Below are 14,624 nucleotides of genomic sequence, written 5' to 3'. Positions count from 1 at the left end.
GCACCCAGACGACCCGAAGCCCGCTGGCTACCATGCCCGCGGGCTTTCTGTCGTTTGGGGCATTGGCTGCGCTAGCCGCTCGCAGACACAGCGACCCGCTAGTGTGATCGTCCCCGCCGAACGCAAGCGGATCGCTCGGCACCACGCCACCGCTGGCAGGGGAGGGGGCTTCGCATTCGGAGATCAGGATTCAGAATCGCGGACCGGGCGCGCTCAGCCTGCCCAGCGGGCTGACCCCAGCACGCCGCAGGCTCGGACTCCGACAGCGCTAGGGCCGAGGGCGTCTTCGCGACCCTTGAATGCGGACGGCTCGACCGCCGGCGCTTCGCCTCGCTGGCTCGAGAGCCATCCAGACCGACCTTTCGATCCTGATGAGTGATCGCGGGAAGTCCGGCGATCTCGCTGGCTTTGGCTTCGGCAGAGGTTCTACCCCCCGGCACCCCGCCGGCCGCGCGGTCCCGTGGGGGTTGGCGTGTTGTCGCGGTTTTCGGTGAGAAGCTTGCGCCAACGGATCAGCCGCTCAGGGTCGAGCCGGCCGTCGGCGACGGCGGCCTGTACGGCGCAGCCGGGTTCGTGCGCATGCGTGCAGTCGCGGAACCGGCACGAGGGTGCGAGTTCGGTGATCTCGGCGAACAGGGTTGCGATCCCTTCCGCGGCGCCGCTGACGTGCAGCGTCCGCATCCCCGGCGTGTCGATCACCCAGCCGCCCCCCGCAATGGCGTGCAGTGAGCGCGACGTCGTGGTGTGACGGCCCTTGGCATCGTGCTCGCGAATGCCTCCGGTCTCCTGGGGAAGCGCCTGTCCCGGACCGGCGAGCGTGTTCACCAGCGTTGATTTGCCGACACCGGAAGAGCCGACCAGCGCTACGGTTTGTCCCACCCCACACCACGCGGCCAGGGTGCTTGCAGCCGTCGGAAGGCGGGGATTGACGCTGACGACATCGAGCCCGCGCTGCAATGCAACGGCTTGGTCGCGATAGACGCCGACATCGGCCGCCATGTCGGCTTTGGTGAGCAAGATCACCGGATTCGTGCCGCCCTGATTGGCCAGCGCCAGATAGCGCTCCAATCGGGCCTGATTGAAATCGGCATTGCAGGAGGTGACGATGAACAGCGTATCGACATTGGCTGCGGCGGGCTGCAGGGCTCGGCTGCCTTCGACGCGCCGCTCCAGGACCGTCCGACGGTTCAGACGGCGGTGGAGCATCCGGGTCTGGGGATGAACCAGCACCCAATCGCCCACGGCGAAATCGCCGGTATTGGTATGAACCGGAAGTTCCAGCTGGACCGGTCCCGTCTCCGACAGGGCGGTCAGGCGTGAGCGATGAACCGTGGCGATCCGCACGGGAGCGAGATCCGACTCGTGCGGTTCACGCTGCTCCTCGAAGAAGGCGAGCCAACCCAGGCTCGCAGGCGGCGCGGGTGAAAGAGGTTCAGGATGATGGGTCACCGGCCTGCACATGACATGGCATCGGTCTTGTGACCAGCGCCCCGTAATGGGGTGCGCTCTCCGCGTGCGATGGAATCAGGTAGCCGCGACAGGTTGGACTTGGGACAAGGCTGAACCGCTCCCGGGTCAACGCCAATCGCGACACGCTTCCGGTGCACAGAATTTTCGTCCGGCCGCAGCTTTTCCTCGAACAGAAAGCGGGCGCATCGTCACCGGTTCAACCGGGCGACCATCAGGCTATTATGGGGAGAGTGCGAGATTGTCGTCGCTCATTGCCGAACACTGCAGCAACGATTTTGGCAACGAGATCGAAGGCCGGTGGCGCTCCCAAGGGGAATCGAACCCCTGTTTTCGCCGTGAGAGGGCGACGTCCTAGACCGCTAGACGATGGGAGCTTCCGGGCCGACGGGGGTTCGTATAGCGAGGCATCCCGGACCCCGCAAGCGCTTTCCGGGGCGAAATGACGAGAATCCTCACGGTGTCCTCCACGGTGCTTTCCATGAACCCCGGCGCGGACGAGGCGCGCTGCCTCGTGCTCGACGAGGGAACCGTTCCCGAGCGGCTCGACCGCGTCCTTGCCCGCGTCTTCGACGATCTCTCCCGTGCCCGGCTCCAGGGCTTGATGCGCGAGGGCCTCGTGCGCTGCGACGGGATCGTGGTGCGCGATCCCGCGCGCAAGGTCGCGGCTGGCAGCCGGATCGATCTCAGCGTTCCGGCGCCGCTTCCCGCCGAGCCGCTCGGCGAGGCTTTGCCGCTCGCCGTCGTCCATGAGGACGAGGATCTCATCGTCATCGACAAGCCGGCGGGGCTCGTCGTGCACCCGGCGGCGGGGCACGAGGACGGCACCCTCGTCAATCGGCTGATCGCGCATTGCGGGGCGAGCCTGTCCGGAATCGGCGGCGTGCGCCGGCCCGGCATCGTCCACCGCCTCGACAAGGACACGAGCGGCCTGCTCGTCGTCGCCAAGAACGACCTCGCCCATCAGGGCCTCTCGGCCCAGTTCGCCGACCATGGCCGCAGCGGCGCCCTGGAGCGGGCCTATCTCGCCCTGGTCTGGAATGTGCCGGAGCCGCGGGCCGGCACGATCCGCGCGAACCTCGCGCGCTCGCGCCACAATCGCGAAAAGATCGCCGTGGTCCGCGACGGCGAGGGGCGGGAGGCGATCACCCACTACCGGGTCGAGGACGTGCACGGGGAAGGCGGCGTTACGGCCCTGCTGCGCTGCCATTTGGAAACCGGGCGCACCCACCAGATCCGGGTGCATCTGAGCCATCGCGGCCATCCGCTGCTGGGGGACGCGGTCTATGGCGGCGCCTTCAAGACCAAGGCGGCCCGGCTCAGCGAGCCCGCTCGCGCCGCCCTGGACGCTCTCGGACGGCAGGCCTTGCACGCGGTCGAACTCGGATTTCTCCACCCGCGCTCCGGCGAGCGCCTGCGCTTCGAGAGCCCGCTGCCGGAGGATTTTTCGCGGCTGCTCGCCGCCCTCGGCTGAGACGACCCGCTGCCTTCAGGGCGCCGCGCCGGCAGGGGGGACGGCGCCACTGAACCACATCCGCGGCACCATGCGCGGATCCGGAAAGCACGACGCCTTGCCTCCCGGCCCGCCGCCGTGAAACACCCGTGCCATCGGGCCCATGGAGGCGTGCAGGTCGCGCTCGGATGCCGTGGCGCGGGTTGAAAACGACATCGGGCGGAGGTGCTGTTGGGAAGCCGATACGGGCTGGAGATCCGCTCGGCGCTGCCGGCCGATGCGGCGGGGCTTGCGGAGCTGTTGAGCGCCTCAGGCCATCCCGTGCCCTCGCACGTCCTGGCTGAGCAGCTCGAGGTGCTCCGGTATGGCCACGGCACGGCGCTGCTCGCCCTCGAATGGGGGCCGCCGAGCGGGATCGTGGTGCTGCACTGGTATCCGGTGCTCGAGCAGGCCTCGCCGGTGGCGCAGATCACGATGCTGCTCGTCGCCCCGGACGGACGCCGCCGCGGCGTCGGCCGCCAGTTGCTGAAGGCCGCCTCGCAAGCAGCGCGGATGGCGGGCTGCGGCACGATTCAGCTTCTTGCCGCCACGGAGGAGACCGGCCTGCCGGAATTCTGCGGTGCCACCGGCTTCGTGCCGAGCGCCGGCTGCTTCGTGCGCCCCTTGCGCAAGAAGGGGTGACGGGCGGCCCCTACGGGTCGGGCACCGGGACGCGGCTTACAGGTGGAGGAAGGGCAGATCGAGCGGCTGCGGGCCGTCATGCCGGCGGCGCGACCGGAACTGTGGCGTCCGTTGCGCCCAGTGGGCGTCGAAGCGGTCCGAGGCGCGTCCGACGAGGAGCGTCAGGCCATCGAGCGCGGCGATCAAACCGCCGACGCTGAAGCGCAGGCCGTTGCCGCAGGCCCGACCGATCGAATGGAGAACGCGCATGACGACCTTTGCGAGCGGGATGAGCTCGGCGCGCGGGGCGCCGGACACCCGCACAAGTAGCGTTCCGGATCGCGGTTGGGACGCGACCGAAGGTGGCATCGCGCGACCGGAACCTCCTCACGCCTGAGAGTGCCACGCAAGACGCCCGATCACCGATCCTTTCGCTTCCAAACAAGGCGGCGCAGCGCGCGCTTTGTGAAGGACTTCACTGTCGCCGATCCGGTCAGCATGCCGATCGATCGCCGCAGCTTCCAGCGTGGCGGAGACGCCAAGCATTCAAGCGCGGCGACCTCGGTCATCTCTTGATCGCTCTGCCTCTTGTCAAAAGACCATTCCAGACGAGCGGAGGGTAAGGTCATGCATGACGTCACCGGCTCGTCATCTCGACGGGTCGCCGGACGATGAAGCTCTTCTCAACCATCTGTTACGTCTTTGCGGGTAAAGGCAGTGTGCTTCATTTCCGAAGCGTCCGACCCGGACTCGTCCTTATGCGCTCACGTCCGAGCACCGAGCCGCATCTCGACAGGTTGATCCGCCGCGATCAGCTCGAGGCGGTGCGCGCCAGCGTGCAGCAGGCTCTGCCCGTCAACGTGCTTCTCGGTTTGGCCGGCTTCCTGGTCGCCCTGCATTCCGGGCACGGCGCCCTCGGTGCCCTCTGGTTTTCCGCCTCCACCGCCTTCAACGGCTTGCGCTTTGGGTTGTGCCGCGCGCCCTGTGCGGGGCTGGCGATGTCCCCCGGCCGGGCTCCGATCTCCGAAGAGGCCGCGGCCCGCTCGATCGACCGGCACCTGTGGCTGGCCTGCCTCGCCGCGCTCCTCTCCGGCTCTGTCTGGGCCCTCCTGCCGCTCCTGTGCGACGGCTACACCTCGGCGCAGACGCTGTTCTATCTCACGGTCACCTGCGGGATCACGGCCGGCGCGGTGACCCACGGCATCGCCTATGCGCGGATCCCGATCTGCTTCATCACGCCGCCGCTCGTCTCGGTCGCGGGATGCCTGCTCGCCGTCGGCGGTTTCGACCAGACCTGCCTCGCGGCCACCGTGCTGCTGTACCTGGCCGCCCTGATCCGCAGCTCGATCGCGACCGAGCGGGGATTCCGGGAGACCAGCCGCCTGAAGAACGAGGCGACCGCGCTCGCCGAGGCGCGCAAGGCCGCCCATGCCAGCGCGAGCGCCCTGGCGGAGGAAATGCGCGAGCGCGCGACGCATGACGGGCTGACCGGCCTCCTGAACCGCGCGGGCTTCATCCAGCGGGCGGAGGAGCAACTGGCGGCGGGGGCATCGGTCTGCCTGATGCTGCTCGACCTCGACGGCTTCAAGTCGGTCAACGACGTCTACGGCCACTCCACCGGGGACCGCGTTCTCGCCGAGGTCGCCCGCCGCATCCGCGTCGCCGTGCCGGTGGATTGCGATGCCGCGCGTCTCGGGGGAGACGAGTTCGCCCTCGTCTACGACACTGCCCGGGTGATCGAGAGCCCGGCCGCCCTCGCGGAGCGCCTGATCCGGACCGTGGCCCAACCGTTCGAGAGCTTCGATACGGGTCGGCTGGGCATGAGCATCGGCATCTGTCACCGTCCGTCGGACAGCCTGACACATCTGCTGAGTTGCGCCGACGAGGCGCTCTATGCCGCCAAGCATTCGGGCCGCAATCACTTCCGCCTGTTCGACGACGGACTCAGCACGCGCCTGGAGATGCGGCGCGACTGCGAGCGCGACCTCTCGCAGGCCCTGGCCGAGGGAGAGCTGGAGGTGTGGTTCCAGCCGATCTTCGGCCCGGACGGTCGCAGCGTGACCAATTTGGAGGCGCTGGTGCGCTGGCACCACCCGGTGCATGGCTGGGTGCCGCCCGCCGACCTGATCTCAGCCGCCGCCATGGCGGGTCTGACGGAATCGCTGCTGCGCTTCATCCTGGAGCAGGTCTGCGCGATGCTCTGCGCGCTGCGGACGCGGGGACTGCACGACCTCTCGGTGGCGATGAACGTCTCACCGCGGGAGATGGCGCAGATCGCAGTCGATGAGATCGTGCTCGGGCGGCTTCGGGTGCTCGGTCTGCCGGCGACGGCCCTGGAGATCGAGATCACCGAGGAGACGGCGCTCGACATCGAGGCGGTACAGGGCAAGCTGCTGGCGCTGTCGCGGGCCGGCATCCGGATGGCGCTCGATGATTTCGGGACCGGCTACTCGTCCCTGGCCTCGGTGCGCCAGTTGCGGGCCGACCGGGTCAAGATCGACCGCAGTCTCGTGACCGGTTTGTCGGAGGCCGAGGACAAGCGCGGCCTCGTCCAAGCGGTGCTCGGTCTCGGCCGGGCGCTCGGTCTCGAAGTCGTGGCCGAGGGCATCGAGACGGCGGACGATCTCGCCACGCTTCAGGCCATGGGCTGCCCCTTCATGCAGGGCTACCATCTCGGCCGCCCGCAGCCGCGGGACGACATCCTGCGCTTCCTCGATGCGCGCCCCCGCCCGGATGTTCAGGCGCTTCGCCTGCGCGAGGCGTGAGGCGCCCTATCGACGCCGACCGAACCGGTTCACGCGAAGCGTCGAGAGGGGGCTAAGAAAGGTGCGTTTCGGCACTGCGACCCCCGTGCGCCCATGACACGTTAAACCCGGACTCCGGTTCGCGCGTTGGACCCTGCGTGAACAGCGTTGGTCGCTACCGGGCATGGCGGATTTCCATTAAGATGGGGAGCGGCGTGGTCGGCTCAAGAGAGCGGCCATTCGCTTGGAGCCCGCCCGACAGGGGGGCTGTTTAAGGAGGTGCACATGGCCGGCGCTCTGCCCGTGCTCGCCAATGAGGGAGGCCTTTCGCGCTACCTCGATGAGATCCGCAAGTTCCCGATGCTGGAGCCGGCGGAAGAGTTTACCCTTGCCAAGAGTTGGCGCGACGATGGTGACCGCGAAGCTGCGCACCGCCTCGTGACCTCGCACCTGCGTCTCGTGGCCAAGATCGCCATGGGCTATCGCGGCTACGGCCTGCCGATCAGCGAAGTGGTGTCCGAGGGCAATGTCGGCCTGATGCAGGCCGTGAAGCGCTTCGATCCGGACAAGGGCTTCCGGCTGGCCACCTACGCGATGTGGTGGATCAAGGCGGCGATCCAGGAATACATCCTGCGCTCATGGTCCCTCGTGAAGATGGGCACCACCGCCAACCAGAAGAAGCTGTTCTTCAACCTGCGCAAGGCGAAGGGCCGCATCTCGGCGCTCGACGAAGGCGATCTGCGCCCCGATCAGGTCCAGCACATCGCCACCTCGCTCGGCGTGCCCGCGCAGGACGTGATCGACATGAACCGCCGCCTGTCCGGCGACACCTCGCTCAACGCGCCCCTGCGCGAGGAGGGCGAGGGCGAGTGGCAGGACTGGCTGGTGGACAACAGCCCGAGCCAGGAGACCGTGCTCGCCCGTGAGGAAGAGGGGCGCAACCGCCTCTCGGCCCTGCGCGACGCGCTCGGCGTGCTGAACCCGCGCGAGCGGCGCATCTTCGAGGCGCGGCGGTTGGCCGACGACCCGATCACCCTGGAGGATCTCTCGGGCGAGTTCGGCGTCTCGCGCGAGCGCGTCCGTCAGATCGAGGTGCGGGCCTTCGAGAAGGTGCAGGAGGCGGTCAAGCGCAACCTCGCGACTCGCGAGCTGCCCCGGACCGAGGCGCGGGTCTCGTAGGCCGCACGGCGTCGTCCGCACGCGCCCATCCGAGAATGAAAAAACCCGGCCCCCAATGGTGGCCGGGTTTTTCGTGTGAGCGGCCGTCGACGCCCCAACGCATCATCCCGAAAGGCGGGTGGCGCCTGTCGGGGTGATGCACGGTCAGACCATCCTTAGTCGCGCCACTGCGCGAAGGCGCTCTGCAGAGCCTGGGCGCCGGCGCTGCCTTTTTCGAAGCTGATAACCGCCCGCTGGCCGTTCGCGTAGGTCAGGGCCAGATCGAACCAGTTCTTGTGCAGCAACAGCTCGGTGTTGCGGTCCACGTCGCTCTTCAGCGACGACAGACCGATCAGGAACAGGTTCTCGCGCACCCGCACCGGCAGGCCCGAGACCGGGGAGCCGCGGGAGGCTTCCTCGTCCTTGAGCTGGAGCAGGCCGATATTCTGCACCGCGCGCTGGACACCGGCATCCGCGTTGTTGGTGAAGGCGAGTTCGACGGTGTGAGACGCGGGCAGCGTCGCATCCAGATTCTTGCGCATGGTCATCGCCAGCGTCAGCCCCGCCTCCGGGAACTCCACGTTGACGCGGAGTGCCGTCTGCAACGGCTCGCCCTGTTCGCCGTTCACCGCTTCCAGCCGCCAGACCGTATGGCCGTTGGTCGCGATCGGCTGGGCGCGCGTGTCGCTCTGGTTCTCCTCGTAGAGGATCGCCCGCTGCGAGACGGTCACCTCCGGCTGGGCCGGAGCGGCGCCGGGAGCGGCCGGCTTCGGCCGGGCCTCGGCCTCGTTGCGCTCGGCTCCGACCCGATCCGAGAACTTCGCGTCCGGCTGCTCGGCCGGCGTCTCCTGCTCGGCCGCGCTCTGCTGGAGATCGGAGGGCTGGTCACGCAGGAAGAAGGCCGCCACCGCGATCAGCGCGATCACCGCCGCGAGCACGCCGCCGACGAACAGGTTGCGCAGCAAGCGCGAACGCCCCTCGGGCGGCGTCACTACGTCGATGCGCGGGCGCTGGCGGCCGTTGCCCGCCTCGCCGGCACCGTTCGTCTCAGGCGAGGCCGAATCGGCGCTGGCCTCGGTCTCGGACGCGACGGAGGCCGGCTCAGGCTCGGCAATCGGTGGGATGAAGCCGCTCTCGTTTTCCGGCTCAGGCTTCACGGCCTCGTCGGCTTTCGGCCGGCGGGTCGGCGGCATGAACGGCACCGTCTCGGCCGGCGGCTTGGGCTCGGCCGATCCGGTGTCCGATCCGATTCCGGCCGGCACAGAAGCTGGCGGCAGAACCAGCGGCTCATCGGACGTCTGCGGCGGCTCCGGCTCCGGCAGCGTCGGCGGCAGCGGGCCGGGCGAGAGCGGCTCGGGCCGTGTCGGTTCGGGCGGGGGGGAGGGGGCGCCTCCGGAGCGGCGGCCGCAGGCTCCTCGGCCGGCATCGTCACGGCCGCGGGTGGCGGCGCCTCGTATTCCGCCTCCAAGCGGCCGATCGCCGTGTCGAGCGCTTTGCGTTCGAGGTCGATGTCCGCTTCCGGCACCGGCGGGTCGAGCGAGCGGAGCTGCGCGATCAGCGCGCTGCGTGCACGGTCGTAGACGGCCCGGCGCAGGGCCGGGGAACGGTCGGGCAGGGCGTCGAGCGCGCGTGCCAGCAACGGATAATAGTCGGCCATCGTGCCCGGATCTGCCTGTCTCTCCCCGTCGTTCCGGGACTTTAATCCTCGAAGGGGTTGTGCATGAGGATGGTGTCGTCGCGCTCCGGCGAGGTGGAGAGCAGCGCCACCGGCGCGCCGATCAGCTCCTCGATCCGGCGCACATATTTGATCGCCTGCGCCGGCAGGTCGGCCCAGGAGCGGGCGCCCGCGGTGGTGCCGCTCCAGCCGGGGATCGTCTCGTAGACCGGAACGGCGCGCTGCTGCGCCGCCTGGCTCGCGGGGAGATGGTCGAAGCGCTGGCCGTCGATGTCGTACGCGGTGCAGACCCGAATCTCCTCGAAGCCGTCGAGCACATCGAGCTTGGTCAGCGCGATGCCGTCGATCCCCGAGGTCTTCACGGTCTGGCGCACGAGGCAGGCGTCGAACCAGCCGCAGCGGCGCTTGCGGCCGGTGACGGTGCCGAATTCGTGGCCGCGCTCGCCGATGCGCTGGCCGATTTCATCGTGCAGCTCGGTCGGGAACGGGCCCTCGCCGACGCGGGTGGTGTAGGCCTTGGCGATGCCGAGCACGTAGCCGATGGCGCGCGGGCCGAGGCCCGAACCGGTCGCCGCCTGTCCCGCCACCGTGTTGGAGGAGGTGACGAACGGGTAGGTGCCGTGATCGACGTCGAGCAGCGCGCCCTGCGCGCCCTCGAACAGGATGCGCTTGCCGCCCCGGCGCGCGTCGTCGAGCAGGCGCCAGACGGTGTCCTGATACGGCAGCACCCGCTCGGCGATCCCCGTCAGCTCATCGAGGATCGTCTGCTCGGAGATTTCCTCGAGGCCGAAGCCGCGGCGCAGGGCGTTGTGGTGGGCGAGCAGCCGCTCGATCTTCGGCGGCAGGGTCTCGGGCTCGGCCAGATCCATCAACCGGATCGCCCGGCGGCCGACCTTGTCCTCGTAGGCCGGGCCGATGCCGCGCTTGGTCGTGCCGATCTTGGTGCCCGGCGCCCCGTCCTCGCGAAGCGCATCGAGTTCGCGGTGGAGCGAGAGGATCAGGGTGGCGTTATCGGCCACGCGAAGGTTTTCGCGGCTCACCGTCACGCCCTGGCCGGCGAGCCGGTCGATCTCGGAGGCGAGCGCATAGGGGTCGAGCACCACGCCGTTGCCGATCACGCCGAGCGTGTTCGGGCGGACCACGCCGGAGGGCAGCAGGGACAGCTTGTAGACCGCCTCGCCGACCACGAGCGTGTGGCCGGCATTGTGACCGCCCTGGAAGCGGACGACGACGTCGGCCTGCTCCGAGAGCCAATCGACGATCTTGCCCTTGCCCTCGTCGCCCCACTGGGCGCCTACGACGACGACGTTCGCCATGCGCGTCTGACCTGTCTCGAACTCGCGGGCGCGGGCGCCAAGCGGTTGCGCCACGCGCGAAAACCCCGGCCATCAGGTCGGGGATCGGGCATACCGGGCGCGTCTTCGGCGATCTGGGCAAGCAGGTCAAGCGAAGCGGCCCGTTAGCACTGGGGACCGCTCCGCATGGCTGATGTGTGGTCTCGGATTATTTGGCGTTGCCCGGCGGCTTGATCACGGGGGTGGAGTTCGGCGTCGGCTCGGGCGCGATCGTCCTGATCTCGGGATCGACGCCGGCGGGCGGCTTGATCACGCCGTCAGATTTCTCGAGCTTCTCGCTCAGCGTGGCGCCGGAATTGCCGCTTTCGGGCCTGACCCGTTCCGGCACCTGCTCCTGGGGGGCGGGCAGCTTCGGGTCGCTGTCCTGTCCGCGCAGCGGCACCGACGGGTCCTGGGCGAAGGCCGCGCCGCTCGCGAGCGCAGCGAACAGGGCGGCAGCGCGTACCGCATTCTTGGATAAGGTCATTGCGTCCTCGATGGTCCTTCGGGAACCAACGGGCACGCGCGCCTTCGCGTTCCTGCTCAGGCCAAGCCCGGCTTAAGCTTCGGACCGCTCGGCGAAGGCGAAATACAGCTCGCGCAGGCGCCGCGCCACCGGGCCGGGCCGCCCGTCGCCGAGGGGTTTGCCGTCGATTTCCACCACCGGCATCACGAAGGCCGAGGCCGAGGTGTAGAAGGCTTCCGCCGCCTCGGGCAGCTCGCGAGCGTTGATGAGCCGCTCCTCGAAGCTGAGGCCGGTCTCGTCCGCCAGCGCCAGCACCGCCTTGCGGGTGATGCCGGGCAGGACCGCATGGGAGAGCGGACGCGTCACCAGGGCGCCCCCCTTGGTGACGATGAAGACGGTGGAGGACGAGCCCTCCGTCACGACGCCGTCCTCGACCATGAAAGCCTCGGCGACGCCGGCCTCCGAGGCCTGCTGCTTGGCGAGAACCTGGGCCAGAAGCGCCACCGACTTGATGTCCCGCCGCTTCCAGCGCAGGTCCGGCACGGTGATCGCCCGCGCGCCGGTCTCGGCCATCGGGTTGTTCACGATGGATTTCTCCTGCGTGAACATCAGCACGGTCGGGGCCACGTCCCCCTTCGGAAACGAGAAGTCGCGCTCGGCCACGCCCCGCGTCACCTGGATATAGACGAGACCCTCGCGCACGCCGTTCTTCGCGACGAGGTCCGTTTCCAGCCGCTCCCATTCCTCGGCCGTATGAGGATTGCGGATGCCGATCTCGGCGAGCGAGCGGTCGAGCCGGGCGAGATGCCCGGCATTGTCCACGAGGCGGCCGTGCAGCACGGCGGCGACCTCGTAGATCCCGTCGGCGAACAGGAAGCCGCGGTCCATCACCGGCACGCGGGCTTCGTCCAGGGGCAGGAATTCGCCGTTCAGGTAGGCGGTGCGGCTCATGGCTTTACTCGATCGTTCGTCGACAGCGAGCGCGAAGCAGGTTCCGTGCAGAACGGATCAGGCTTCGCCGAACACCCGCGAAAAAATCGTGTCGACGTGCTTGAGGTGGTAGCCGAGGTCGAAGCACTCTTCGATCTGCTCCGGCTTCAGCACGGCGGTCACCTCGGGATCGGCCTTGAGCAGCGTGAGGAAATCGCCCTCGCCGCGCCAGACCGGCATCGCGTTGCGCTGGACCAGCCGGTAGGCGTCCTCCCGCGAGACGCCGCCCTGCGTCAGCGCCAGCAGCACCCGCTGCGAGTGGACGAGGCCGCCGAGCCGGTCGAGGTTCTTCTGCATCTGCTCGGGGTAGATCAGCAGCTTGTCGATCACGCCGGTGAGCCTGGCGAGCGCGAAGTCGAGGGTCACCGTGGCGTCCGGGCCGATCATGCGCTCGACCGAGGAATGCGAGATGTCCCGCTCGTGCCAGAGCGCGACGTTCTCCAGGGCCGGGGTCACGTAGCCGCGCACCATGCGGGCGAGCCCGGTGATGTTCTCGGTGAGAACCGGGTTGCGCTTGTGCGGCATCGCCGAGGAGCCCTTCTGCCCCTCCGAGAAGAACTCTTCCGCCTCCAGCACTTCCGTGCGCTGCAGGTGGCGCACTTCCGTCGCGAGCCGCTCCATGGAGCTGGCGATCACGCCGAGCACGGCGAAGAACATCGCGTGGCGGTCGCGCGGGATCACTTGGGTCGAGACCGGCTCCGGTGCGAGCCCCATCTGCTCGGCGACGTATTCCTCCACCCGCGGGTCGATGTTGGCGAAGGTGCCGACCGCCCCCGAGATCGCGCAGGTCGCGACCTCTTTGCGGGCGGCGACGAGCCGGTCCTTCGCTCTCGCGAACTCGGCATAGGCCTGGGCGAGCTTGAGGCCGAAGGTGACGGGCTCGGCATGAATGCCGTGCGAGCGGCCGATGGTGGGGGTGAGCTTGTGCTCGAAGGCGCGCCGCTTCAGCGCGGCGAGCAGCGCGTCGAGATCCTTGATCAGGATGTCGGCGGCCTTGGTGAGCTGCACGTTGAGGCAGGTGTCGAGCACGTCCGAAGAGGTCATGCCCTGGTGGACGAAGCGCGCCTCCGGCCCGACGATCTCGGCCAGATGCGTGAGGAAGGCGATGACGTCGTGCTTCGTCACCGCCTCGATCGCGTCGATGCGCGCGACGTCGAAGACCGCATCGCGGCCCTTCTCCCACACCTTCTCAGCGGCCTCCTTCGGCACGACGCCGATATTGGCCAGAGCCGTCGTGGCGTGGGCCTCGATCTCGAACCAGATCCGGAACCGGCTCTCCGGCGACCAGATTGCGGTCATCTCGGGACGGGAGTAGCGGGGGATCATCGTTTTCAGTGCCTCGGACGTGTCGCGATCTCGTGAAATCGCTCCGCGCGTAGCACGGCGCGGCCCAGCGCCTCAACGCGTCGCCCTGCCGGGATGTGCATGGCTCCCCCGCGACGTCAGGCGACGGTTGACCCGCCGCAGCCGCGGGACAACATCGACAGCATGACCAGCGAGCCGACGCCCCGCGCCTTCATCCCCCTCGCCATCGCCGTGCTGACGGTGTCCGACACCCGTGTGCTTGCCGACGACCGGTCGGGCGATACCCTGGTCGCGCGGATCACGGGGGCCGGGCATCGGCTTGCCGAGCGGGACATCGTCCCGGACGAGATCGTGTCGATTCGCGAGAAGGTCGAGGGCTGGATTCACGATCCCCGCATCGATGTGATCCTGACCACCGGCGGCACCGGCTTCACCGGGCGCGATGTGACGCCGGAGGCGATCGAGCCGCTGTTCGAGAAGCGGATGGACGGCTTCTCGGCGGTGTTCCACCGCATCTCCTACGACAAGATCGGCACCTCGACGCTGCAGTCGCGGGCGACGGCCGGGGTGGCCGGGGCGACCTATATCTTCGTGCTGCCGGGCTCGCCCGGCGCCTGCAAGGACGCTTGGGACGGCATCCTCGCCAGCCAGCTCGATTACCGCCACCGCCCCTGCAACTTCGTCGAGATCATGCCGCGTCTCGACGAGCACCTGCGCCGGGGCGCCGCCACGACGACTTGAGCCGTCCAGCGCCGCCTCTGTCCGCGACGTGATGCGGGCGCGCAACGTCCACTGCTCAGGCGCGAGGCGTCAGCCACATCGGCTTCGTGAACCCACGCCGGCGTGATCCAAAAAGTCGCGGCGGCACCGTCATTTGGCGGCACTTCGCATCGCGGGTGGCGTTACGATCCGGGACGGCCGGGCTTCGAGCCATTGCATCGAGCCGGGGCGGGTATCCCCCGAAGACGGCGCCGCGCGGCGTCCTTCTTGTTCACGGAGTCGCTGTCCTTGCTCCCGCTTTCCGTTCGGCCCCTTCTCCTCGCGGCGCTGATGCTGAGCGCGCCGCTCGCGCCGGCCTCCGCCGCGCCGCGGGTCGATGCGCGGGCCAAGGCCTGGGTGGCCGGAATCGTCAACCGCATCGGGATGGCGGATCGCGCCGCGGCGCCGGGGCGGGGCGGGCAGGTCACGGTTCGGGTGCGGATCGAGGCCGATGGCGCGCTCGGCGGAATCGTGCTCGAAGAGGGCCCCGCAGCCCTCGGCGAGCGCGCCGCCCGCGCCGTGCAGGCGGCCGCCCCCTTTCCGCCGCCGCCCGCCGGGCTGTTGACCCTCGAAGGTTTCACCGAACTCAGCTTTCCCCTCACGCTGCGGTGAC

At 69.0% G+C, this 14,624-nt stretch carries 12 protein-coding genes, 1 tRNA gene and 1 pseudogene; 6 read left to right on the top strand and 8 right to left on the bottom strand.

Annotated elements, in window-relative coordinates:
• Window positions 1-426 precede the first annotated feature (426 nt).
• Both rsgA and OVA30_RS25920 read right to left on the bottom strand, forming a co-directional pair.
• Complete coding sequence (gene rsgA, locus OVA30_RS25925) at window positions 427-1,461, bottom strand: ribosome small subunit-dependent GTPase A (protein ID WP_268177439.1); 1,035 nt, start codon at window positions 1,459-1,461, stop codon at window positions 427-429.
• A gap of 307 nt (window positions 1,462-1,768) precedes the next feature.
• A tRNA-Glu gene (locus tag OVA30_RS25920) sits at window positions 1,769-1,844 on the bottom strand.
• 104 nt (window positions 1,845-1,948) lie between these two features.
• Here OVA30_RS25920 and OVA30_RS25915 point away from each other — a divergent pair.
• Together OVA30_RS25915 and OVA30_RS25910 are read left to right on the top strand one after the other, a co-directional pair.
• The gene (locus OVA30_RS25915; protein WP_268177541.1) at window positions 1,949-2,941 is read left to right on the top strand and encodes an RluA family pseudouridine synthase; all 993 of its coding nucleotides are present in this window, start codon (window positions 1,949-1,951) and stop codon (window positions 2,939-2,941) included.
• A gap of 210 nt (window positions 2,942-3,151) precedes the next feature.
• A complete protein-coding gene (locus tag OVA30_RS25910; protein ID WP_003602980.1) occupies window positions 3,152-3,601 on the top strand; it encodes a GNAT family N-acetyltransferase in 450 nt (149 codons plus the stop codon).
• Window positions 3,602-3,637: 36 nt separating this feature from the next.
• Here the strand turns inward: OVA30_RS25910 and OVA30_RS25905 are convergent, their stop codons facing one another.
• Window positions 3,638-3,850 carry a hypothetical protein gene (locus OVA30_RS25905; protein WP_268177438.1) on the bottom strand — a complete coding sequence of 71 codons (213 nt, stop codon included), beginning with the start codon at window positions 3,848-3,850 and terminating at the stop codon, window positions 3,638-3,640.
• Between the two features lie 488 nt (window positions 3,851-4,338).
• Between OVA30_RS25905 and OVA30_RS25900 the strand changes: the two genes are divergently transcribed.
• Together OVA30_RS25900 and rpoH are read left to right on the top strand one after the other, a co-directional pair.
• Entirely contained in the window at window positions 4,339-6,345 is a 2,007-nt protein-coding gene (locus tag OVA30_RS25900) for a putative bifunctional diguanylate cyclase/phosphodiesterase (protein WP_268177437.1), read from the top strand.
• Between the two features lie 264 nt (window positions 6,346-6,609).
• Entirely contained in the window at window positions 6,610-7,503 is an 894-nt protein-coding gene (rpoH, locus tag OVA30_RS25895) for an RNA polymerase sigma factor RpoH (protein WP_003602986.1), read from the top strand.
• 155 nt (window positions 7,504-7,658) lie between these two features.
• Here rpoH and OVA30_RS25890 read toward each other — a convergent pair.
• The 5 genes and pseudogenes from OVA30_RS25890 to purB form a co-directional block, all read right to left on the bottom strand.
• A pseudogene (locus tag OVA30_RS25890) lies at window positions 7,659-9,139 on the bottom strand (histidine kinase).
• Between the two features lie 41 nt (window positions 9,140-9,180).
• Window positions 9,181-10,473, bottom strand: coding sequence for an adenylosuccinate synthase (locus OVA30_RS25885; protein ID WP_041357436.1), 1,293 nt, complete (start codon window positions 10,471-10,473; stop codon window positions 9,181-9,183).
• A 187-nt stretch (window positions 10,474-10,660) separates the two neighbouring features.
• Window positions 10,661-10,978 (bottom strand): hypothetical protein, encoded by a 318-nt coding sequence (locus OVA30_RS25880; RefSeq protein ID WP_003602992.1) that lies wholly within the window; start codon window positions 10,976-10,978, stop codon window positions 10,661-10,663.
• Between the two features lie 72 nt (window positions 10,979-11,050).
• Entirely contained in the window at window positions 11,051-11,908 is an 858-nt protein-coding gene (locus OVA30_RS25875; RefSeq protein WP_056463048.1) for a D-amino-acid transaminase, read from the bottom strand.
• Window positions 11,909-11,965: 57 nt separating this feature from the next.
• Window positions 11,966-13,273, bottom strand: a complete 1,308-nt coding sequence (gene purB / locus OVA30_RS25870; protein ID WP_268177435.1) for an adenylosuccinate lyase — start codon at window positions 13,271-13,273, stop codon at window positions 11,966-11,968.
• Window positions 13,274-13,435: 162 nt separating this feature from the next.
• Between purB and moaB the strand changes: the two genes are divergently transcribed.
• Together moaB and OVA30_RS25860 are read left to right on the top strand one after the other, a co-directional pair.
• Entirely contained in the window at window positions 13,436-13,993 is a 558-nt protein-coding gene (moaB, locus tag OVA30_RS25865; protein WP_268177434.1) for a molybdenum cofactor biosynthesis protein B, read from the top strand.
• Window positions 13,994-14,260: 267 nt separating this feature from the next.
• Window positions 14,261-14,623 carry a TonB family protein gene (locus OVA30_RS25860; RefSeq protein WP_041358443.1) on the top strand — a complete coding sequence of 121 codons (363 nt, stop codon included), beginning with the start codon at window positions 14,261-14,263 and terminating at the stop codon, window positions 14,621-14,623.
• Window position 14,624: the final 1 nt, after the last annotated feature.

Origin of the sequence: Methylorubrum sp. SL192 (genome assembly GCF_026672325.1) — a bacterium.
GTDB lineage: Bacteria > Pseudomonadota > Alphaproteobacteria > Rhizobiales > Beijerinckiaceae > Methylobacterium > Methylobacterium extorquens.
The sequence above is the reverse complement of the archived record's forward strand: the minus strand, read 5'-3'. Positions and strand labels throughout refer to the sequence as shown.